At 63.5% G+C, this 19,824-nt stretch carries 22 protein-coding genes and 1 riboswitch; of the genes, 9 read left to right on the top strand and 13 right to left on the bottom strand.

Annotation, left to right across the window (positions count from 1 at the left end; genetic code table 11):
* Positions 1–7 precede the first annotated feature (7 nt).
* From GJB56_RS00420 to GJB56_RS00405, 4 genes are all read right to left on the bottom strand, one after another.
* Positions 8–1,132, bottom strand: coding sequence for a glutamate--cysteine ligase (locus GJB56_RS00420; protein WP_003945034.1), 1,125 nt, complete (start codon positions 1,130–1,132; stop codon positions 8–10).
* A 90-nt stretch (positions 1,133–1,222) separates the two neighbouring features.
* Positions 1,223–1,924 carry a superoxide dismutase[Cu-Zn] gene (gene sodC / locus GJB56_RS00415; RefSeq protein ID WP_019744498.1) on the bottom strand — a complete coding sequence of 234 codons (702 nt, stop codon included), beginning with the start codon at positions 1,922–1,924 and terminating at the stop codon, positions 1,223–1,225.
* A 95-nt stretch (positions 1,925–2,019) separates the two neighbouring features.
* Positions 2,020–2,616, bottom strand: coding sequence for a LytR C-terminal domain-containing protein (locus GJB56_RS00410; protein ID WP_020968855.1), 597 nt, complete (start codon positions 2,614–2,616; stop codon positions 2,020–2,022).
* Between the two features lie 53 nt (positions 2,617–2,669).
* Entirely contained in the window at positions 2,670–3,020 is a 351-nt protein-coding gene (locus tag GJB56_RS00405; protein WP_019744500.1) for a DUF3263 domain-containing protein, read from the bottom strand.
* Between the two features lie 244 nt (positions 3,021–3,264).
* On the opposite strand from GJB56_RS00405, the gene GJB56_RS00400 reads away from it, so the two are divergent.
* From GJB56_RS00400 to GJB56_RS00390, 3 genes are read left to right on the top strand one after another with little or no spacing between them, the layout of a single operon-like run.
* Positions 3,265–3,864 (top strand): peptide deformylase, encoded by a 600-nt coding sequence (locus tag GJB56_RS00400; protein ID WP_019744501.1) that lies wholly within the window; start codon positions 3,265–3,267, stop codon positions 3,862–3,864.
* Positions 3,865–3,874: 10 nt separating this feature from the next.
* Positions 3,875–4,816 (top strand): N-acetylglutamate synthase, CG3035 family, encoded by a 942-nt coding sequence (locus tag GJB56_RS00395; protein WP_419789798.1) that lies wholly within the window; start codon positions 3,875–3,877, stop codon positions 4,814–4,816.
* A gap of 16 nt (positions 4,817–4,832) precedes the next feature.
* Positions 4,833–5,633 (top strand): exodeoxyribonuclease III, encoded by an 801-nt coding sequence (locus tag GJB56_RS00390; protein WP_019744503.1) that lies wholly within the window; start codon positions 4,833–4,835, stop codon positions 5,631–5,633.
* A 44-nt stretch (positions 5,634–5,677) separates the two neighbouring features.
* On the opposite strand, the gene GJB56_RS00385 is transcribed toward GJB56_RS00390, so the two are convergent.
* Complete coding sequence (locus tag GJB56_RS00385; protein WP_223257849.1) at positions 5,678–6,109, bottom strand: GNAT family N-acetyltransferase; 432 nt, start codon at positions 6,107–6,109, stop codon at positions 5,678–5,680.
* Positions 6,110–6,357: 248 nt separating this feature from the next.
* On the opposite strand from GJB56_RS00385, the gene thiC reads away from it, so the two are divergent.
* Both thiC and thiD read left to right on the top strand, forming a co-directional pair.
* Complete coding sequence (gene thiC / locus GJB56_RS00380) at positions 6,358–7,989, top strand: phosphomethylpyrimidine synthase ThiC (RefSeq protein WP_113682443.1); 1,632 nt, start codon at positions 6,358–6,360, stop codon at positions 7,987–7,989.
* On the top strand, positions 7,986–8,828 hold the full coding sequence (gene thiD / locus GJB56_RS00375; protein WP_113682324.1) for a bifunctional hydroxymethylpyrimidine kinase/phosphomethylpyrimidine kinase: 843 nt from the start codon (positions 7,986–7,988) through the stop codon (positions 8,826–8,828). The genes thiC and thiD overlap by 4 nt, the downstream gene beginning before the upstream one ends.
* Positions 8,829–8,832: 4 nt before the next feature.
* Here the strand turns inward: thiD and GJB56_RS00370 are convergent, their stop codons facing one another.
* The 7 genes from GJB56_RS00370 to thiO form a co-directional block, all read right to left on the bottom strand.
* Entirely contained in the window at positions 8,833–9,684 is an 852-nt protein-coding gene (locus GJB56_RS00370; protein WP_019744506.1) for an adenylate/guanylate cyclase domain-containing protein, read from the bottom strand.
* A 129-nt stretch (positions 9,685–9,813) separates the two neighbouring features.
* Positions 9,814–11,268: a M20/M25/M40 family metallo-hydrolase gene (locus GJB56_RS00365; RefSeq protein ID WP_195849572.1), complete on the bottom strand. Its 1,455-nt coding sequence runs from the start codon at positions 11,266–11,268 to the stop codon at positions 9,814–9,816.
* Between the two features lie 132 nt (positions 11,269–11,400).
* Entirely contained in the window at positions 11,401–12,171 is a 771-nt protein-coding gene (locus tag GJB56_RS00360; protein WP_019744508.1) for an ABC transporter permease, read from the bottom strand.
* On the bottom strand, positions 12,171–13,160 hold the full coding sequence (locus tag GJB56_RS00355) for an ABC transporter ATP-binding protein (protein ID WP_046378165.1): 990 nt from the start codon (positions 13,158–13,160) through the stop codon (positions 12,171–12,173). The genes GJB56_RS00360 and GJB56_RS00355 overlap by 1 nt, the downstream gene beginning before the upstream one ends.
* A gap of 129 nt (positions 13,161–13,289) precedes the next feature.
* Entirely contained in the window at positions 13,290–14,042 is a 753-nt protein-coding gene (locus GJB56_RS00350; RefSeq protein WP_113682323.1) for a thiazole synthase, read from the bottom strand.
* Positions 14,035–14,250, bottom strand: a complete 216-nt coding sequence (thiS, locus tag GJB56_RS00345; RefSeq protein ID WP_003944402.1) for a sulfur carrier protein ThiS — start codon at positions 14,248–14,250, stop codon at positions 14,035–14,037. Before thiS ends, GJB56_RS00350 begins: the two co-directional genes overlap by 8 nt.
* Entirely contained in the window at positions 14,247–15,326 is a 1,080-nt protein-coding gene (gene thiO, locus GJB56_RS00340; RefSeq protein ID WP_080910214.1) for a glycine oxidase ThiO, read from the bottom strand. The genes thiS and thiO overlap by 4 nt, the downstream gene beginning before the upstream one ends.
* A riboswitch (TPP riboswitch) is annotated at positions 15,326–15,471 on the bottom strand. It overlaps the preceding gene by 1 nt.
* Positions 15,472–15,497: 26 nt before the next feature.
* Between thiO and thiE the strand changes: the two genes are divergently transcribed.
* Both thiE and GJB56_RS31890 read left to right on the top strand, forming a co-directional pair.
* Positions 15,498–16,193: a thiamine phosphate synthase gene (gene thiE, locus GJB56_RS00335; RefSeq protein ID WP_019749516.1), complete on the top strand. Its 696-nt coding sequence runs from the start codon at positions 15,498–15,500 to the stop codon at positions 16,191–16,193.
* Between the two features lie 248 nt (positions 16,194–16,441).
* On the top strand, positions 16,442–16,573 hold the full coding sequence (locus GJB56_RS31890) for a hypothetical protein (protein WP_003944354.1): 132 nt from the start codon (positions 16,442–16,444) through the stop codon (positions 16,571–16,573).
* A gap of 78 nt (positions 16,574–16,651) precedes the next feature.
* Here GJB56_RS31890 and GJB56_RS00330 read toward each other — a convergent pair whose 3' ends face one another.
* Positions 16,652–17,296, bottom strand: a complete 645-nt coding sequence (locus tag GJB56_RS00330; protein ID WP_029254778.1) for an NUDIX hydrolase — start codon at positions 17,294–17,296, stop codon at positions 16,652–16,654.
* A gap of 158 nt (positions 17,297–17,454) precedes the next feature.
* On the opposite strand from GJB56_RS00330, the gene GJB56_RS00325 reads away from it, so the two are divergent.
* Together GJB56_RS00325 and GJB56_RS00320 are read left to right on the top strand one after the other, a co-directional pair.
* The gene (locus tag GJB56_RS00325; protein ID WP_113682322.1) at positions 17,455–18,816 is read left to right on the top strand and encodes a hypothetical protein; all 1,362 of its coding nucleotides are present in this window, start codon (positions 17,455–17,457) and stop codon (positions 18,814–18,816) included.
* A 14-nt stretch (positions 18,817–18,830) separates the two neighbouring features.
* Positions 18,831–19,817, top strand: coding sequence for a glutamate ABC transporter substrate-binding protein (locus GJB56_RS00320; protein WP_020968847.1), 987 nt, complete (start codon positions 18,831–18,833; stop codon positions 19,815–19,817).
* Positions 19,818–19,824 lie beyond the last annotated feature (7 nt).

Below are 19,824 nucleotides of genomic sequence, written 5' to 3'. Positions count from 1 at the left end.
GAGTGCTCTAAGTACCCAACTCCGCGACCAATGCGTCGACTACCGCAACCAGATCGCCGCCCGTCGCTTCCGCGACACGGCGTTGACGCTGGTAGGAGGCACCGCGACGGGGAATGTCCGCCACCGACGCCAACTCGTCCGCGCAGCCGAGTGAGACCGCAATCGGCGCCAAGTCGTCGAGCAGGCGATCCAGATCGTCAGTGACGAGGCACTCGTTTGCGTCGGAGTCGAGGATGATCTCGGCGTCCAGTCCGTATCTCGCTGCGCGCCACTTGTTTTCCTTGACGTGCCACGGCTGCATGTTCGGCAGAGTCTCACCGGCACTCAGTCTGCGGTCCAGATCGACGATGAGGCAGTGGACCAGAGCAACGAGAGCACCCAGTTCGGCGCGTGTCGAGACGCCGTCGAAGACCCGGACCTCGATGGTTCCCCACTTCGGCGCGGGACGGATGTCCCAGTGCATGCCGCCGATCTTGGTGATCACACCGGTCTTCATCTGGTCGTCGATGAACGACTCGTATTCGGCCCAGTTCTCGAACTGGTACGGAAGGCCGGCGGTGGGCAGCTGCTGGAACATCAACGCGCGATTGGACGCATAGCCGGTGTCCACACCGGCCCACATCGGCGAGGACGCCGACAGCGCCAACAGGTGCGGATAGCGCTGCAGCAGTGCGTTGATGATCGGGAAAACGCGATCCGCGGACGAGACACCCACGTGAACGTGCACGCCCCAGATCAGCATCTGCCGACCCCACCACTGCGTGCGTTCGATGAGTTCGTCGTAGTCGGGTGTCCGGGTGACCAGCTGCGTCGACCATTGCGCGAACGGGTGCGTGCCCGCGCTGATGAGATCGACGCCGAGCGGATTCGCAGCGCGGCGAAGCAGATCCAGTGACCTGTCGAGATCACTCATCGCCTCGCCGACCGTCGAGTGAATACCCGTGACGAGTTCGACGGTATTTCGCAGTAGTTCCTTGGTGATGTGCGGGGTTTCCGAGCCGGCAAGCTCTTCGACCGCCGAAAACACCTCGGCTGCTGTGTTGGAGAGATCTCTGGTCTTGCGATCGACCAGCGCGATCTCCCACTCCACGCCCAGCGTCGGGCGCGGCGAACCTGGAAATGGAACTACCACGCAGAGAATCCAATCACAGTGTCGGTAAAAACACCGTGCTGGCTACTGCGTGGTAGTCGCCGGAAGTGATGCAAAACTCAGGTGAGTTTGTCAGCTCTTGGTGATGACACCGCAAGCGACGCGTCCGCCGGCGTCACCGGTGTCGAGCGTCTGCTGATCCGGTGCCGGCGCGTAACGCGTCGGGATGTTGCCGAAGTTGTCCGCACCGGCATGGATCATGACGGATGTTCCACCGTTTGCGACCAGTTCGTCGACGGTGAACGCGTCGGTCGTGGTGACCAGCGTGGCGGTGCCGTCTTCGAGGACCTGAACCGAAGTGAGGTCACCGCTCGCCGGGTGGCCCGAGTGCCCCTCGGCCTGGAAGTGTCCGCCTGCCGAGAGGAAGTTACCCGGCTCTCCGCCGCTGGGAGCTACGGAATTGGTCTCGCACTTGGCGACCTGGTGAACGTGGAATCCGTGGAAGCCGGGGGTCAGGCCCTTGGCGTCGAGGGTGACCTTGACGTCGCTACCTTCCTGCGCGAACGTGACCGTTCCGACCTTGGCGCCGTCGGTGCCGTTCAGCGTTGCGGTGACAGTCTCGGCAGAAGCGCCGGCGTGAGCCGTCTCGGAACCGTGGCCGCCCGCGCTTTCGTGCGCGCTGGGATCGGCTGCACCGGTCCACACCGGAGGAGTCGTGCCGGGGACGCTGCTGGGCTCTTCGCTGTTACTGCAAGCGGTCAAGCCGAAAGCGGCAATCGCGACTACAGGGGCAACGACGCGCCAGGACAAACGCCGGGTGCTGCTGGGGGCCATCGAACCGCTCCTTTGAGGTGGCGAGAAAGTGCTTCTGATCATAACGGCGCGTGTAGTAGCTGGAACCGACGGGTCAGTTCCACCTTCACGACCGGTCAGTTGGAGGTCACGATCACGATCACGCCAGGTGACGCGTTCGCGATGCCGGCGAATCGAGGTTCTGCGGTGACTCCGAGTTCAGCTGCGATCTTCTGCGCCGCTGCCTTCTCCGCCGCGGACGATCCGTAGTACACCGTCGTCGTACTGACGGTGCCCTCGCTGTAGTTACCCGTCTCCTCGACGTTCCAACCTGCAGCCGTCAATTCCTCGGCAGTGCCTGCTGCCAGACCCGAGACGGTGCTGTTGTTGAGAACTCGAACGCTGATATTCGACGTGTCGACGCCGCTCGCGGAGCTGGAAGTCGTGGTCGTCGCAGTTCCCGAGGGACGCGACGTAGTGGTGGTATCGCCCGAAGCGGGTTGCGTCGTCGCTGCCGGCTTGGAAGTGGCAGATGCCGGTGCGGGGGCGCTCGTCGTGGCAGACGCCGAGGATTCGGTCTGCTCTGCTGCGGTGTTCTCGTCGCCCGATCCACCGTCGCTCGATCCACCCAGTGAGGCTGCTCCGAGACCGATGAACACGATCGCCAACGCGATCAACACCATGGCGATTGCGCGAAGCGGAGGTCCGGACGGCTGCTCTTTCGGGGTACTCACGATGTCGACCTTATCGCCAGTGTGTGGACAGCCCGATCATATGTACGCGTGATTCAGGTGACCTCGAAGCCGAGGCGACGGGCGGCCCTGGCCTTCTGACGGCTGGCACGCAGACGACGCAGGCGCTTGACCAGCATGGGATCAGCCGCCAAGGATTCGGGGCGATCGACCAAGGCATTGAGAACCTGGTAGTAGCGGGTTGCCGACATGTCGAACAACTCCTTGATGGCTTCTTCCTTCGCACCGGCGTACTTCCACCACTGGCGCTCGAAGGAGAGGATGTCGTGCTCGCGGCGGGTGAGGCCGTCTTCGCCCACCTCGTGCATGCCTGCTGTATCTGCTACCGAATCGTCGGCGCCAGTGCCTTCGGACTGGTTCCGACTACGCGCGGTTGCGCCGTCCATGTCACTCCTCGACTGCTGTGCTCGGCGTCAGCGAGACTCGTATGCCCGGTGTTCTTTTCCGACCGATATTCTCGCGGCCGTGAGTTTCCCGGTCCCCTGGCCCGAAGGTAACTCACAATTTCCCCCGCGGCCCACGTTCCGACCGAGCAACGAATTACATCGCTGTTCTTCAGCAACCATTGAACCATGATCGAGTGTGCGGGCCGTGATAACTACGCGGGCGCGCCGCACTATCCTTGTCCGCATGGCTATCCTCCCCATCCGAATCGTCGGCGACCCGGTACTGCACAAGGCGACAGAGCCGGTCACTCAGTCTCCGGCCGAGATCGCCGAACTGATCGCAGACATGTACGAGACGATGGACGCCGCCAACGGCGTCGGTCTGGCGGCCAATCAGGTCGGCGTTTCACTCCGAGTCTTCGTCTACGACTGCCCCGGTGACGACCGCAGCAGCGAGCGTCGTCGCGGCGTCGTCGTGAACCCGGTACTCGAGACGTCCGAAATCCCCCAGACGATGCCCGACCCGGAAGAAGACTTCGAGGGTTGCCTTTCCGTTCCCGGCGAGCAGTTCCCGACGGGCCGCGCCGATTGGGCGAAGGTCACCGGCACCGACGCCGACGGCAACCCGATCGAGGTCGAGGGCACCGGATTCTTCGCACGGATGCTCCAGCACGAGACCGGGCATCTCGACGGTTTCCTCTACACGGACGTGCTGATCGGCCGCAACGCGCGCGCCGCCAAGAAGATCATCAAGCGTTCCGGTTGGGGCAAGCCCGGTCTGACCTGGACGCCGGGCACCGTCGACGATCCGTTCGGTCACGACGACGACGATTACGAAGACTGAGAATTCCGCTCTGAACGGCAACATTTCGATCGGTAGCCGGGTGGTTTTGCGATACAAGCTCCCACCCGGCTATTCGCATCCCATGACCGACGTCATCGGCATCCTCGAGGGCGCCGATCCCATCGCCGTCCGCAGCGGCGACGGTCGGCTGGTCCAGGTCTCCGCCGATCAGGTGATTGCACTCAAGACTCTCTCGGCCCGCCCGATTCGCATCGGCGAGATTCGAAACCTCGAAACGGCTGCTGCTGCGGCGTGGCCGGGGGTCGAGCAGGCGTGGATCGACGGTTGGTTGCTGCGCGCCGGTCACGGCTTCACCGGCCGCGCCAATTCGGCTTTGCCGCTCGGTGGTGCGGGGACGGTTGCCGGCTTCGACGCGAGCACCATCGAGCGGATACGCCAGTGGTTCGGTGACCGCGGCCTGCCGACCCTGCTGCTCCTCCCCGATCGACTCGGCACCGCTCCGGACGGGTGGACCAGCGAGAAGGAAACCATCGTGATGGCCGCCGATCTGGGCAGTGTCACGCTGCCGCTCGGTCCTCCGGTCACCTCGTTCGCCGACCGCCCCGACCACAACTGGCTGTCGACGTACGACGCCCACGGAGATCCGGCGTACGTCGAGGCGGTCCTCACGGCTGTCGTGGGCAGTGCAACTTTCGGCGCGATCGGAAACACCGACACGACGCTTGCCATCGGGCGCGCTGCGCTCACCGAGGCACCCGATGGCAAGCGCTGGGTAGGACTGACCGGCATTCACGTCGCCCCTGAACACCGTCGTCACGGAATCGGGTCGCTGATCTGCGGAGATCTACTCTCTCGGGGTCGTCAGAACGGTGCGACGCACGCGTACCTCCAGGTTTCGGCGGAGAACTCCGCGGCGATCGCGCTCTACGAGCGGCTCGGATTCGTCGAACACCACCGCTACCGATACGCCACCGATCCTGTCGGCGGCTGACGCTAGGCTTGCCCTCGTGCGCATCGCTACTTGGAACGTCAACTCCGTCCGTGCCCGTACCGACAGGATCATCGACTGGCTCGGTCGATCCGACGTCGACGTCCTGGCAATGCAGGAAACCAAGTGCAAGGACGAGCAGTTTCCGTACGAACGCTTCAAGGAAATCGGCTACGAGGTCGCCCACGTCGGGTTGAGCCAGTGGAACGGTGTCGCCATCGCTTCCCGCGTCGGCTTGGACGACGTGCAGATCGGATTCGAGGATCAGCCAGGGTTCGACAAGGATCCCGAGGCAGACCCGGTCCGTGAGGCCCGTGCGATCGGTGCCACCTGCGGTGGTGTGCGGGTGTGGAGCCTGTACGTCCCCAACGGCCGTGAGCTGGAAGACCCGCATTACGCCTACAAGCTGGATTGGCTGGCCAAACTGCGCGACGACGCGGAGGGCTGGCTCAAGCAGGATCCCGACGCGCAGATCGCCCTGGTCGGTGACTGGAACGTCGCTCCTACGGACGACGACGTGTGGGATCCCGCTTTCTTCGAGGGCAAGACCCACACGTCGGAGCCGGAACGAGCTGCGTTCACCGCCTTCGCCGAGTCCGGGTTCGCGGACGTCGTTCGCCCGTACACCCCCGGCCCCGGTGTGTACACGTACTGGGACTACACGCAGCTTCGCTTCCCGAAGAAGCAGGGCATGCGAATCGACTTCATCCTCGGCTCACCGGCATTCGCAGCGCGCGTCGAGGCGGCCGAGATCGATCGAAACGAGCGAAAAGGCAAGGGCGCCAGCGATCACGCTCCGGTGATCGTGAATCTCGGGTAGTTGTAAAGCTCGGAGCCTGATCGTCTGTTTGCAACCTCCGGCGGCTAGTCCTCGACGAGCAGTTCCAGATACTCGGGATGCTCGCCGAGGTACCGCTGAACATAGGTGCACACAGGCCGCACCGACCATTCACGTTCACGGGCGCAGTCCATCGCGAACTGCACGAGTACGGCTGCCAGTCCCTGCCCGCCGTACTCCTCCTTGACGACGGTATGCATGTACGCAACCACGTCGCCCGCTTCGGCTCCGCTCCCCGAAATCTCGTCCTCGTCGCGGTATCCGAGGATGCCGACCAACTCGTCGTCGGAGAGCAGTTCGAATCGTTCGTGCGACGGATTGTCCACGAGCGTGACTTCCGGTGAGGTTCCGGTTCTCGAGTTTTCGATGTCGTTCATTGCGGCGACCTCCACGGCACGATCTGCAACTGCGCGATCTGCGACTGCTGCGTTCGCACGCTCTCCATAACTGTGATCCATGCCACTCATAGAATCAGCTACCGACGACGCTGTCCCGGGTTCGACCAATTTTTGCACCGCGAACGACTCCACCGCAATCGCAGTGAAACGCTTTTTCGGGGTTGAGATAGAGTCGCCCGGTGCCGCTGTGACAGCGGGCACAAATTTCATACAACCACCACGGGGGCTCGCACCAGCGGGCTGAGAGGACGGCTAGGGCCGTCGACCGGATGAACCTGACCGGATAATGCCGGCGTAGGGAGCGCACCATGCAGGAGAAGTCTGTCCGTACGGCTGTTCACGCGACTGTCCACACCGCTGTGACAACCGGCCCGATCGAGGGCAGTAGCAAGCATTACGTCGAATCGGATTCTCTCCGGATCCCACTTCGACGCGTCACTCTCACCAATGGTGAGCATCTGGACCTGTACGACACGTCAGGTCCTTACACCGACACGGACGCCGACATCGACCTCGATGCAGGGCTCCCGACGACCAGGGACACCTGGGAACGCCCGGAAAGCAATCGGACGCAATTGGAATGCGCCCGAGACGGTGTGATCACCCCGGAGATGCGCTATTGCGCTGCACGCGAGGGCGTTTCAGCCGAACTGGTGCGTTCCGAGGTGGCTCGCGGGCGGGCGGTAATTCCCGCGAACCATCGCCACGGCGAGCTGGAGCCGATGATCATCGGCAAGAAGTTCGCCGTCAAGATCAACGCGAATATCGGGAACTCGGCCGTAACCTCCTCTGTTGCAGAGGAAGTCGAAAAGATGGTGTGGGCGATCCGCTGGGGCGCCGACACCATCATGGACCTGTCCACCGGCAAGGACATCCACCTGACCCGTGAATGGATTCTCCGCAACTCACCCGTACCGGTCGGCACGGTACCGATCTACCAGGCACTCGAGAAAGTCAACGGAGATCCCACCGCTCTGACATGGGAAATCTACCGCGACACGGTAATCGAGCAGTGCGAGCAGGGCGTCGACTACATGACCGTGCATGCCGGTGTAAGAATCGGTTACATCGCTCTGACTGCTGGTCGCGTCACGGGAATCGTCTCGCGCGGCGGCGCGATCATGGCCGCGTGGTGCATGCACCACAGGCAGGAATCGTTCCTCTACACCCACTTCGACGAACTGTGCGAGATCTTGCGCCGATACGACGTCACGTTCTCCCTCGGTGACGGGCTTCGACCGGGATCGATCGCCGACGCCAACGACGCCGCCCAATTCGCGGAGCTTCGCACTCTGGGAGAACTCACGCAGATTGCGAAATCCGCAGGAGTCCAGGTCATGATCGAGGGCCCCGGACACGTTCCCATGGACAAGATCGAGGAAAACGTCCGCCTGGAAGAAGAGCTCTGCGACGAGGCACCGTTCTACACCCTCGGACCGCTCGCTACCGATATCGCGCCGGCGTACGACCACATCACCTCCGCCATCGGTGCGGCGATGATCGCACGGGCGGGAACGGCGATGCTCTGTTACGTCACACCCAAGGAACACCTCGGCCTGCCCAACCGAGACGACGTGAAAACCGGTGTGATCACCTACAAGATCGCTGCCCATGCAGCAGACCTGGCAAAAGGGCACCCGAATGCACAGGCCCGCGACGACGCACTGTCCAAGGCGCGCTTCGAATTTCGCTGGTTGGACCAGTTCGCTTTGTCACTCGACCCGGACACCGCCAGGGAGTTCCACGACGAGACACTACCGGCCGAGCCCGCCAAGACCGCACATTTCTGCTCGATGTGCGGGCCGAACTTCTGCTCGATGCGGATCTCGGCGGACGTACGTCAGTACGCGGAAATCCTGGAAGCGGAAATCCCGGAAACCGAGTCCATCCGGACCGAGCTGCCGTTTCCCCAGGTCCGGTCGGTAGGCTCGTCGTCGTGAAGCTGCTGCCCCTGACCCCCGCCGGACAGACCCCGATTCGGGCATTGACCATCGCCGGAACCGACTCCGGCGGCGGAGCCGGCATTCAAGCCGATTCCCGCACGATGGCGATGTGCGGAGTACACGCCTGTGTGGCCGTCGCCGCTGTGACGGTCCAGAATTCGTTGGGCGTCAGCGGATTCCACGAGATTCCGCCGGAGATCGTCGCCGACCAGGTGCGCGTTGTGGTCTCGGACATCGGCGTCGGCGCAGCGAAGACGGGAATGCTGGCCTCGACGACGATCATAGAAGCGGTAGCCGCAGTTGCCGCCGAGGTGGGGATCGGCCGCGACCGACCGATCCCGCTGGTGGTCGACCCCGTGTGCGCGTCGATGCATGGCGATCCGCTGTTGCACGAAGAAGCTCTCGACGCGGTCCGCAACACCTTGATTCCGGCTGCCACGGTGGTCACTCCGAACCTCGACGAGGTTCGGTTGATCACCGGCATCGAGGTCGTCGACGACAAGAGCGCCCGCCAAGCGGCAGAAGCGTTGCATGCGCTCGGCGCTCAATGGTCCATCGTCAAGGGCGGCCACCTTCGTACTTCGGAGTTGTCCACCGATCTGTTGTTCGACGGCGACCGTTTCCTCGAATTCAGCAGTGCCCGGATCGACACCGGCAACGATCACGGCGGCGGAGACACGCTGGCCGCTGCGATCACTTGCGCTCTCGCACATGGCTATTCCGTTCCGGACGCGGTGGCGTTCGGCAAAGAGTGGGTGACCAAGTGTCTCGAGGCGTCGTACGACCTCGGCGCAGGACATGGTCCGGTGTCCCCGCTTTGGCGGCTCCAGGTCTAGTGCGCTAGTTCCGGCGTACGCGCCAGATTCCCAGGTCGACGGGAACTCCGTTGGGAGTGGTCGCGAAGAACCCTCGCCGCCACGGACGGATCGTGAGATCGAGATCCTCCAGGGTGCCGGCTTCGAGTTCCTCGAGAGTTGTCGCCGACATCATGACGTTGCCGTCGCCGCCCAAGCCCATCATCCGGGCGGCGATGGTCACGTCGACGCCGAGCCAGTCGTCGCCGATCTGGCGCGGAGTACCCGTGTGGAGGCCGACGCGCATTCGTGGGGTGTATCCGTCGAGGTCGACTTCCGCGAGTGCGTCCTGCGCGGTGAACACCGCCTTCAAAGCCGCATCCGGGCGAATGAACACGGCCATCAGACCGTCGCCCATCCGTTTGACGACGTGTCCGCCGTTGTCGGTGATCGGGGTTTCCACGGCCTGCGCCACGGCACGCAGGAGCGTCAGCGTGGCGCCGTCACCGGCTTCGAGTGACCAGGTGGAGAAGCCAACCAGATCGGTGAAGACGATGGTCAGTTCTTGATCACCGCGGCCGCGGCCCATCTTTTCCAGCGCCGCCTGCCACACCTGCAGTGCTCCGAGGCTCACTTCGCGAGTGGCTGCCGGCTTCTGATCGAGCAATCTGTCAGCGACGCGGGCCACGGCGCGGGCACCGCCAGGACCTGCCAGCGAGAGCGGATCTCCGAATCCGGGATCACCGGGTAGTGCCCGCCGCAGCCGTCGTAGCGCGTCGATGAGCTGCTGCCGACGGTTCAGTTCTGCCGCAGAGTTCAAGACGACGTCGACGACGCCTCGAACCGAGGAGGAAGGAGCACCTGTCGTGTCGGTGCCCTCCGGGGACAGATCAGCCATAACTCAAGCGTAACTCAGAGTTACAGACAGTGTGCTGCCGCCGTTCTCGCACAGTGGCCTCCTGGTCGCTCGCACAGTCGATCATTCGGTCAGTCGATCATTCGGTCAGTCGATCATTCGGTCAGTCGATCATTCGGTTCTGGCCTGCGTTCGAGCATCGCCGACGGGAACGCCGTTCGGCCCGCTCAAATCCTGGGCATACGTCGCAACTCCGAAGGCTACTGCAGAAGCGTTGGCAGCGAGCGCTTCGCGATCGATGTTCGCGAGGTTGTCCTGGGCACTGTGGTAGTTCGGGTCGAAGGTCTCGTCCGCTTCGCCACCCCACTTCTCGGCCTGAGCCGGCGTCTTGCGTTCGTCCGCGCCGCTGAACACACCGCCCGCCGGGATTCCGATCTCGATGAACGGGCCGTAGTCGGAACGCCCGTCGAAGTCCGTTCCGTCCGCCGCAATCCCCCGATCGGCGAGGAAGTCGACGAAGGTGCGCTCGATGCCCGCCGACCCCTCGGGCCCTGGCCCCTCCCCGACGGCATCCGAGTTGTCACCGTCGTAAGCCAGGTATCCGGCATTGGGCGAACCGAGCATGTCGAAATTCAGATACAGGGCGATGTCGGCCCGTTCCTGATCGCTCAGACCTTCCACGTAACGGGTGGAGCCGACCAATCCCACTTCTTCCGCTCCCCAGAAAGCGAAACGCACGGCATTCTCGATGCTCGGTGAGCTTCCCATCTGCAGCGCGGTTTCCAGCACGGCTGCGGTGCCGCTTCCGTTGTCGTTGATTCCGGGACCTTCCGGCACACTGTCCAGGTGGGCGCCCACGACAACCACGTTGTCGGTCGCGCCGGTCTTGGTCTGTGCAATCACGTTGCGCGACTTCGTCGTTTCCGTCGACGTGTCGAGAATCAGCGTGAGGTCTCCGGGCGCTACGGCAAGAGCCTCGCCCGACGCCTTGCTCACCCCGCCGGTCGGGATGCGGGCGTCTTCGGGTTCACCCAAGGTTGCCCCGCCCAGCATCGCGTCCTCGTTGTTGGCAACCAACAACGCTGCCGCGCCGCGGTCAGCGGCGATCTTCTGCTTGTCGCCGAACGGGCACACTCCGCGGGTGACCAGCACGATTGCACCGTTCACGTCGCGGCCGTCGTAGTCGGTGGCCTCGCAACCTGGTGTCTCGTCGGCGGGAATCACCACCAGGCGTGCCGTGATTCCGGTCGGTCCCGTGGAGGGGGAATATGTCAACGCCCGCACCGGAACATCGGAGCCGTCAGTAGCTTTCAGGGATTCGGTGCCGGGATCGAAGGAGCTGAAGTCGAATTCCGGGGTACTGACGTCGAAGCCCTTGTCTTCGAGCAGGTTTGCCACGTAGTCGACACTGGCGTCGTAGCCGGGGGTTCCGGCCGATCGATTGCCGTCGTTGTTACCGGCGATCTTCTCGAGTTGCTCCAGATGCCCGGTCACGGCGTCGACCGTGACGGTCTCGGAGAATGCCACCGGATCTGCCGGGACGGCTGCTTCACTTCCTGACGACGAGCATCCACTCACCACGAGTGCTCCAGCCATTCCGACCACAACCACACCGAAGAGTCTCATCTTCGGAGGATATCGGCCGAAGCACAGGAAAGGGACCCAGTACGAATGGTTTTTCGTACTGGGTCCCTACTCTGCTGTCACTCCTCGTTCTCGGTAGGTCTCCCGACAACACCTACCGAGGGAGCGACAAGATCAGGCGTCGCGACGATTCACGATGACAATACTTGCTCCGAAAATCACCAGAACGAAGGCCGCGAAGTAGATCAGGCTGCCCCAGGGTCCCCAGTGGAAATCAAGGCTTCCGCCGCCAGGGCTGAGGAAGTGGTTTGCATTCGCGAACGGCAGGAACGGGGTGATCTTCTCGCCGACACTGCCGAACAGTCCGAAAAGGCTCTCGATGAGCAGCGGCCAGAGCAGGAGCAACGCAATAGCGCCCGCCGACTGCCGGATGATCGATCCGACGCCGACAGCAAGAATCACGCAGAGGAAGGCGTACACCGGGATGCCGTAAATCGCACGCCAGTCATCGCCGGTCGACAGGGTCAGGCCCGTGCTGGCCTCGGTACCGGCCATGGCTTTGGCCACCGCATAGGACCCGAAAGCGAGGACAAACGTCAGCACCGCGCCGAAGGCACCGATGAGGCCGGCTTTGGCGATGAGAACCGAGGCACGGTTCGGAACTGCCTGGAACGTGGTGCGGATGGTCCCGAAGCGGTACTCACTGGTGACCGCGAGGGCCGCCATGATCATGAGAACCATGATTCCGAAACCCGAGATGCCGGCCGTGGCAACGGCGGTGTCGAGGTCCGGTGCTCCCTGGACATCGGAGGACGTCAAAGCCGACTTGGCAACCGCGCCCATGATGGCAGCGAAGCCGAGAGCGAGCACGACGATGATGACCGAGCACCAGAGCGGCGACTTGGTCGTGGTGATCTTGATACGTTCAGCACTGAGAACAGCCATTACAGTGCACCTCCCATAGCCTGCTGTGTGTTTGCCTGCTGCGTATTTGCATGGTGTGCACCAGCACCCGGATCGATACCGGATGCGTGGTACTGGACATCGTCTCCGGTCAACTTCATGAACGCATCCTCGAGCGAACCCTGCTGGGACGCCAACTCGTACAACACGATTCCCTGCGAACCAGCCAGACCGCCGATCACGTCAGTGGTCGAATCCACGACCACCAACGCCGGCGCAACACCGGAACCGTCCTCACGCACCGTCAACCCCTGCGAGAGCAACACACTGCGCAACGCATCGAGCTGAGGACTACGCACCCGCACCGTCGACTCCGACGAGCGATCCACGAACTCCGCGACCGTCGAATCCGAGATCAACCGTCCCCGACCGATCACCACCAACTGCTCCGCCGTCAATGCCATCTCCGAGAGAAGGTGACTCGACACCAGCACCGTGCGGCCCTCGGCCGCCAACCGCTGCATGAACTTACGAATCCAGACGATGCCCTCCGGATCGAGACCGTTGACCGGCTCGTCGAACAACAACACCTTCGGATCACCCAACAACGCACCCGCCAACCCGAGACGCTGCGACATACCGAGCGAGAACCCGCCGGCCTTCTTGCCCGCCACCTCGGACAACCCGACCAACCCGAGCACCTCGTCCACGCGGGACTTCGGGATCCCGTTCGAAGCAGCCATCCACTGCAGATGCGCCCGCGCACTGCGATTGGGATGCACCCACTTCGCATCCAACAACGCGCCCACCGTCCGCAACGGCGTCTTCAACTCCCGGTACGGCTTGCCCTCGATCAACGCCGCACCCGACGTCGGCTGATCCAAACCCAGGATCATCCGCATCGTTGTCGACTTACCCGCACCGTTGGGGCCCAGAAAGCCCGTCACGATGCCCGGCTTGACCGTGAACGACAAATCGTCCACCGCTTTCGTCGGTCCGTAAACCTTGGTCAATCCCCTCAGTTCAATCATGAGGAGAACTCTGCCCTACCGGCAATGACCAGCACATCGGCCACAGGTCTAGTTCCGAGTGGTACTCAGGTAGGACATGAGTCCGGGCAATTCGGGCAGAACCCCGAGAAATCACCCGGATCTCGTCCCTCAGGACGACGCTTGAGCCCAGAATCGCTTGGGGATCCGGCCGGCGTGCCGCGCCTCGAAACCTGCCACGACAGCGTGACGCATCGCCGACGCCATCAGCGCGGGATTCTTGGCCCGCGTCACCGCTGTCGCAAGTAGGACGGCGTCGCAGCCCAACTCCATGGCAAGGGTGGCGTCGCTGGCCGTTCCGATCCCGGCGTCGAGGATGACGGGTACGCCGGCGCGCTCGACGATCATCTCGATGTTGTGCGGATTCGCGATACCAAGCCCGGTGCCGATGGGTGAACCGAGCGGCATGACCGCGGCGCAACCAACCTCTTCGAGGCGAAGCGCCAGCACCGGATCGTCCGTCGTGTACGGCAGAACGGTGAATCCGTCGTCCACCAATTGTTCTGCGGCGGAGACGAGTTCGATTGCGTCGGGCAGCAGTGTCCGCTCGTCGGCTATGACTTCGAGTTTGACCCAGTTCGTCTCGAGCGCTTCGCGTGCCAACTGCGCCGTCAGCACTGCTTCGGCGGCGCCCCGACACCCGGCGGTGTTCGGCAACGGTTCGATTCCGAGGCGACGAAGCAGGTCCAGAACGCCGGTGCCGCCGGCCGCGTCGACTCGCCGCATCGCGACGGTGGTCAGTTCGGTGCCGGAGGCGACGAGCGCTTCCTCGAGCACCGCAAGGTTGGCGGCGCCGCCTGTTCCGGTGATGAGCCGGGAACCGAAGCTGCGGCCAGCGATAGTGAGAGGGTCCTGCTCAGCCACCCTGCACCGCCGTGAGGATCTCGATTTCCCAACCACGTCCGACGGATTCGTCCCAACGCCCGCGAGGAAAGAGCGCACCGTCGACGGCGACGGCGATACCCTTGCTCGGCAACTCGAGGTGCGTCAGTAGCTCGGTCACCGTGACTGCTCGATCGAACTCGAGATCTTCGCCGTTGACGGTGATCCCGATCGGGACCTGCTCACTCATGAATTTTCCTTAACTACTGCGAACCGCTCGGGTTCGGTTCCTTTTACCTCGACCAAAGATGTGCCGTTCAGCAACGCGACCGTCGCATCGGCGGTGACGGGCGTCAGCAGGACACCGTTGCGTCCGTGTCCGGTGGAGACGACAACACGATCGGACACGCGCCCGATCAAGGGCAGGTTGTCCGGCGTCATGGGACGCAGGCCTGCCGCGCATTCGTACAGTTCGTATTCGCCGATCGCCGGCATCAGTGCCTCGGCGTCGTTGATCAGGTCGCGTACTCCGGCCATCGTGACCTGTGTGTCCTCACCGGACTCGTATTGTGTTGCGCCGACGACGATTCCGTCACCGCGCGGGACGAGGTAGGCGGGCCGCCCGTGGACGCTTCCGCGGATGGTGCGGCTGGGCGCCGGGGTGACTCCAGGCCTACTCCGCAGGCGAAGGATTTCGCCCTTGACCGGGCGTACCGGTAACCCGGGCCACAGCTTGGGTGACGCGATACCGGCGGTGAGCACTATCTGGTCGGTATCGAGTTCGGCGAGGTCGTTGACGGCACGCGCGATCAATTCGACACCGGATTCCGCACAGGCCTTCTGCAACGCCTCCAGCAGAAGTCTGTTGTCGACGGCGGACTCACCGACAGCCATCAGTCCCGACCGGATGCCCCGGCCGAGCATCGGTTCGAGTTCGCGGATGCGGGCGCGACCGAGAACTTCGAGTTCATGGCCCTGCGCGGTCACCCACTCGGCGATGGTCTGCAGGTCCTGCGCGTCGGCCGCATCGAGTGCAACCGTCAGCGAACTGTCCGCGGTGAAGACCGATGGCCCGAACTTTCCGAGCTCCTCACCGAACGTCGGCCACCGTTCCAGGGACGCTGCACCAACCGTCAACGCTGTCTCTTCACCCGGCCACCCTTCGGAAAGCGGGGCGAGCATTCCGCCCGCCACCCACGAAGCACCTGATCCAATGGACGGGTCGTACAACCGAACGGACCACCCGTCGCGGGCGGCTCGCCACGCAATGGCGAGACCGATGACACCGCCGCCGACAACCGACACCGTACGAGCGTGTGTACTCACGAAACTCCACCTCCACTTCCTGCGCCGGCATGATCCGGGTCAGGTCTGACGGTCGGGATCTGGTCGCGATCCCCTCTCAGCCCCACGAACCTCGCAGTCACGACAAAAGTGGCAACGACGTTTCAGGACTCCCGTGTCGAACCTTGCTCCCTAGAGGCTACCGTTTGCTCCGTGCACCCCACACATCCCAGTAACGTCATCGACCGGCGCGAGCGCCTGGCAGCAGCACGGCTGTACCTGTGCACCGACGCACGCCGCGAGAAAGGCGACCTCGCGCAGTTCGCCGAGGCAGCATTGTCCGGCGGAGTCGACATCATCCAATTGCGCGACAAGGGCTCTGCCGGTGAGCGCGAGTTCGGCCCGCTCGAGGCCAAGGACGAATTGGTAGCGCTGGGCATTCTCGCGGCCGCAGCGCGACGCCACGGCGCATTGTTGGCCGTGAACGATCGCGCGGATCTCGCGATGGCTTCCGGTGCCGACATCCTCCACCTTGGCCAGAACGACATTCCCGTCCCCTACGCGCGAACCGTTGTCGGTGAAGACGTCGTCATCGGGCGTTCGACGAGTAGTCGCGCGCAAGCGAGTCTGGCCGCCATCGAAGAGGGTGTCGACTACTTCTGCACCGGGCCGGTCTGGGCGACACCGACCAAACCGAATCGAAGTGCGTCCGGTCTGGAACTGGTTCGATCGACCGCCGACGCCGCACCGCCGCGCCCATGGTTCGCAATCGGCGGCATCGACGAGGAACGCCTGCCGGAGCTGCTCGATGCCGGTGCCACGCGCATCGTCGTCGTGCGTGCAATCACGCAGGCGTCGGATCCGCAGGCGGCTGCGCAGCGCCTCGCCGCGGCCGTCGCTGGACGCTGAAAACCGGTAACTGGCGACCGTCAACTGTTTGCCGGGCGATTTCCACACAGTTACGGGTCAGCACGCCTGACTCGAAACATGAACGGAAGTTGTCCGATCAGACAACAAACCCCCAGTTCCTAGGTGCGATTGGATGTCCGAAAAGTCGGATTACGTGATCTTGATCACAGTTGTTTCGATTGCGTGTCACATCCCATTCGGTTTGTTGTAGTTTACCTCCAGTTACTAACTGAACCTAGGAGCACTAAATGGGATCCCTCGACACCGGCTCGCTCAGCACCGAATCGCTCGAAGACCTGAACCTCGGCAAGATCAGCGAGCTGCTCAAGCTCGGTATCACCGCGGTCAGCTTCATCACGGCGCTGAACTCGCTCAGCTGAGCCTCGTTTCGGTCGGGAGACCGAAACACAGAAGGGCCGGACTCCTGAGGAGTCCGGCCCTTCTGTGTATATGCCCTGTTAAGACTGCGTACTCGACGCCTCGGACAGGTTCTGGTCACTGCCTGACTGCTCACTGCCTTGATGGGAACTGCCTTGGTGGGAACTGCCTTGGTGCGAGCTGACCGACAACCATCCGAAGCCACCGTCTTCGAGTACGACGGTGTGTGGGTCGCCGGCCTGTAGGTCTTCAGTCTCGGCTGGTACAGGCGCAGTCCGGAGCTCGGGCCACGAGGAACCGAATCCCGGATGCAATGGCAGCGAATCGACGTCGGCTTCACGCACCCACCGCAACTCGGTGCTCTCACCGTTGGCAACCGTCGACAGTGGATGTGCCGCATCAGCCACGACGGTGGTGTAGGTCCACCCGCTCTCCGCGTGCATCGTCACTACCTCACCGCGGACGCGAACGGCGTCTTCGGCGATTCCGGCTTCTTCGTGTGCCTCCCGGACAGCGGCGTGCGTCGTGCTTTCGTGTGAGTCCCGTGCTCCACCGGGCAATGCCCAGGTACCACCTTGATGGCTCCACGCCGCACGATGCTGCAGCAAGACCAGGGGCGATCCGTCCGAATCGGGGGCGCGCAGAAGCAGTCCAGCGGCTCCGTGTTTACCCCAATGCCGAGTACCGTCCGGTCCGATCGACCAACCGTCACCGTCACCACGCATCGACTACCTCGCTCCGCCTGCTCTCGCCGTTGTCCCACACTAACCGTTTCAAACTGCTCCAGGTGTAGGTGATGCTTATATGCTCGCGAAGATGCCCTGAATCATTTCTCGGCGGCATCATTTCTCGGTAGCCCGCCTACAGCGAAGTGAGGTGCTCGATGGTCGACCGTGTCGTCCCGTCCATCGAACCCCGGTCGCTGCCGCCCGCCGAGGGCACTTCGGTATCGGCGGAGGACGAGCGAGCACTTCTGCGGCGCGAACTCCAGGCATTCATGTCCTCGACGCCTGGCCGGTTGACCGTCGTCGGAGTGATCTTGATTGCGATCACCTTGATCGCCGGACTCCTCGCCACCGCAGCGATCGAGAACCGACAGGCGAACCTCGACCTCCTCCTCGTCGAAACCGAACCTCTCGCCAACTCGGCCCAGAACCTCTACAGCGCGTTGTCTTTGGCAGACGCCGCCGCGGCCACCGCCTTCATCTCCGGCGGCCTCGAACCCGCCGAAGCACGCGACCGATACACGCAGTCGATCGGTGAGGCGTCGGCGGAGATCGTCCAGGCGTCGGCCGGTCTCGACTCGACTGATCTTGCCGGGCACAGCGCGTTGACCACCATCTCGACCGACCTCTCCGTCTACACCGGGCTGGTCGAAACTGCACGGGCGAACAATCGCGTCGGAAACCCGGTCGGGGCAGCATATTTGAGCGAGGCCTCGCAGTTGATGCAGACCTCGCTGCTGCCGATGGCTCAGCAACTGCACGCCTCGCAGGAGACCCTGGTCTCGCAGGTACAGCGCGATTTCGAGACTCCACCGTGGTGGCCGATCGTGGCATTCGTCCTCGTGCTGTGCGCGCTGGTGGCAACACAGGTGTACTTCTCCCGCAAGAGTCGCCGACGCTTCAATCTCGGGTTGATCCTTGCCTCGCTCGCCGTCGCGGCTGCGCTGCTGTGGCTGCTCACCGTCGGACTGGTGTCCGCACTTGCCACCGGACGTGCACTCGACGCGGGCGCCGAGCCACTGCACGAACTGACCGAGGCCCGGATCATGGCACAGCAGGCACGTACCGTCGAAACCCTCACGTTGGCGAGACGGGATTCAACTGCCGAGGACAACGTGACGTTCACTCGCAAGGTCGACGCCCTGCGCGACATCCTCGAGGGCCTACGCAGCGACGAACGCGCCCGAGTGAACAACGAGGTGCTGACCGCCGCACTGGATTCGCGCGAGCAATGGGTGGCTGCGCACACGCGCATGTACGACCGTCTCGGGACCGGCGACTTCACTTCCGCTGCCGCCATCACCATCGGCTCCGGAGAACAGGATTCGGCCGCGGAATACGGAAAGCTCGATCACGAACTGTGGCAAGGAATCGTGGATTCGCGCACAAATCTTCGGTCCGACGTCTCGTACGCCTCACGTGTGTTGGCTGCCTCTGCACCGGGCATGACTGTATTGGCAGTTCTCGGAGTTGCCGGAATCTTCATCGGGTTCTGGCCCCGACTGCGGGAGTATCAGTGACGGGAGTACCGGAGATGCGGAGGAAGCTCCCGGCCGTGTGCGTCGCGGTTCTGGCAGCGTCCGTGCTGGCGCTCGCCGGTTGCGGTGCAGATCGAGCCGAAGACCTGAACAACGCGGCCGCCACGTCGTACACGGAACCGCCGCTGCCGGCCGAGGCCACCATCGCGCCCAGTCCGACACCGACGACTACCGCGTCGTGCACCAACCTCACTGCGAGCCTGCGCCCCACACCCGCAGACGCATCTCCGCAGCCACCCACGCCGAGCCTCGACGCCATCCGCGCCCGCGGGCGGCTGATCGTGGGTCTGGACACCGGTTCCAACCTCATGAGCTTTCGCGATCCGGCGACCGGACGCCTCGAAGGCTTCGACGTGGACATCGCCCGCGAGATCGCCCGCGATCTGCTCGGCGACCCGGAGAAGATCGAGTACCGAATCCTGACCTCGGACGATCGGATCGCCGCACTCCAGGAATCCATGGTCGACGTAGTCGTCAAAACCATGACCATCACGTGCGAGCGGCGCGAGAAGGTCGACTTCTCGACGCAGTACTTCTCCGCCGAGCAACGAATTCAGGTCCTGCAGGGTTCACCGGTACGCGGCATCGCCGATCTCGCAGGCAAGCGAGTCTGCGCTGCCCGGGGAACGACGTCGGCCACGCGAATCCAGGAGCTCCAACCCGAAGCCACCGTCGTGACCGTCCCGATGTGGTCCGACTGCCTCGTCGTCCTCCAGCAGGGGCAGGTGGACGCGATCAGCACCGACGACACGATCCTCGCGGGCCTCGCCTCGCAAGACCCGTATCTCATGATGGTCGGTGGTTCACTGGGCGTCGAACCCTACGGAATCGGAGTGAACAAGGACAACCCCGACTTGGTCCGATTCGTCAACGGAACCCTCGAGCGAATCCGGGGTGACGGGACCTGGAACCGTATCTACGACCGTTGGCTCAGCGTCCTCGGTCCGTCACCCGGTCCCCCGCCGGCCGTCTACCGGGATTGAGGCTGAC

The sequence above is a fragment of the Rhodococcus sp. AQ5-07 genome (assembly GCF_009707305.1).
Classification (GTDB): Bacteria; Actinomycetota; Actinomycetes; order Mycobacteriales; family Mycobacteriaceae; genus Rhodococcus_F; species Rhodococcus_F erythropolis.
This window is presented reverse-complemented; position numbering and strand designations above follow the sequence as displayed.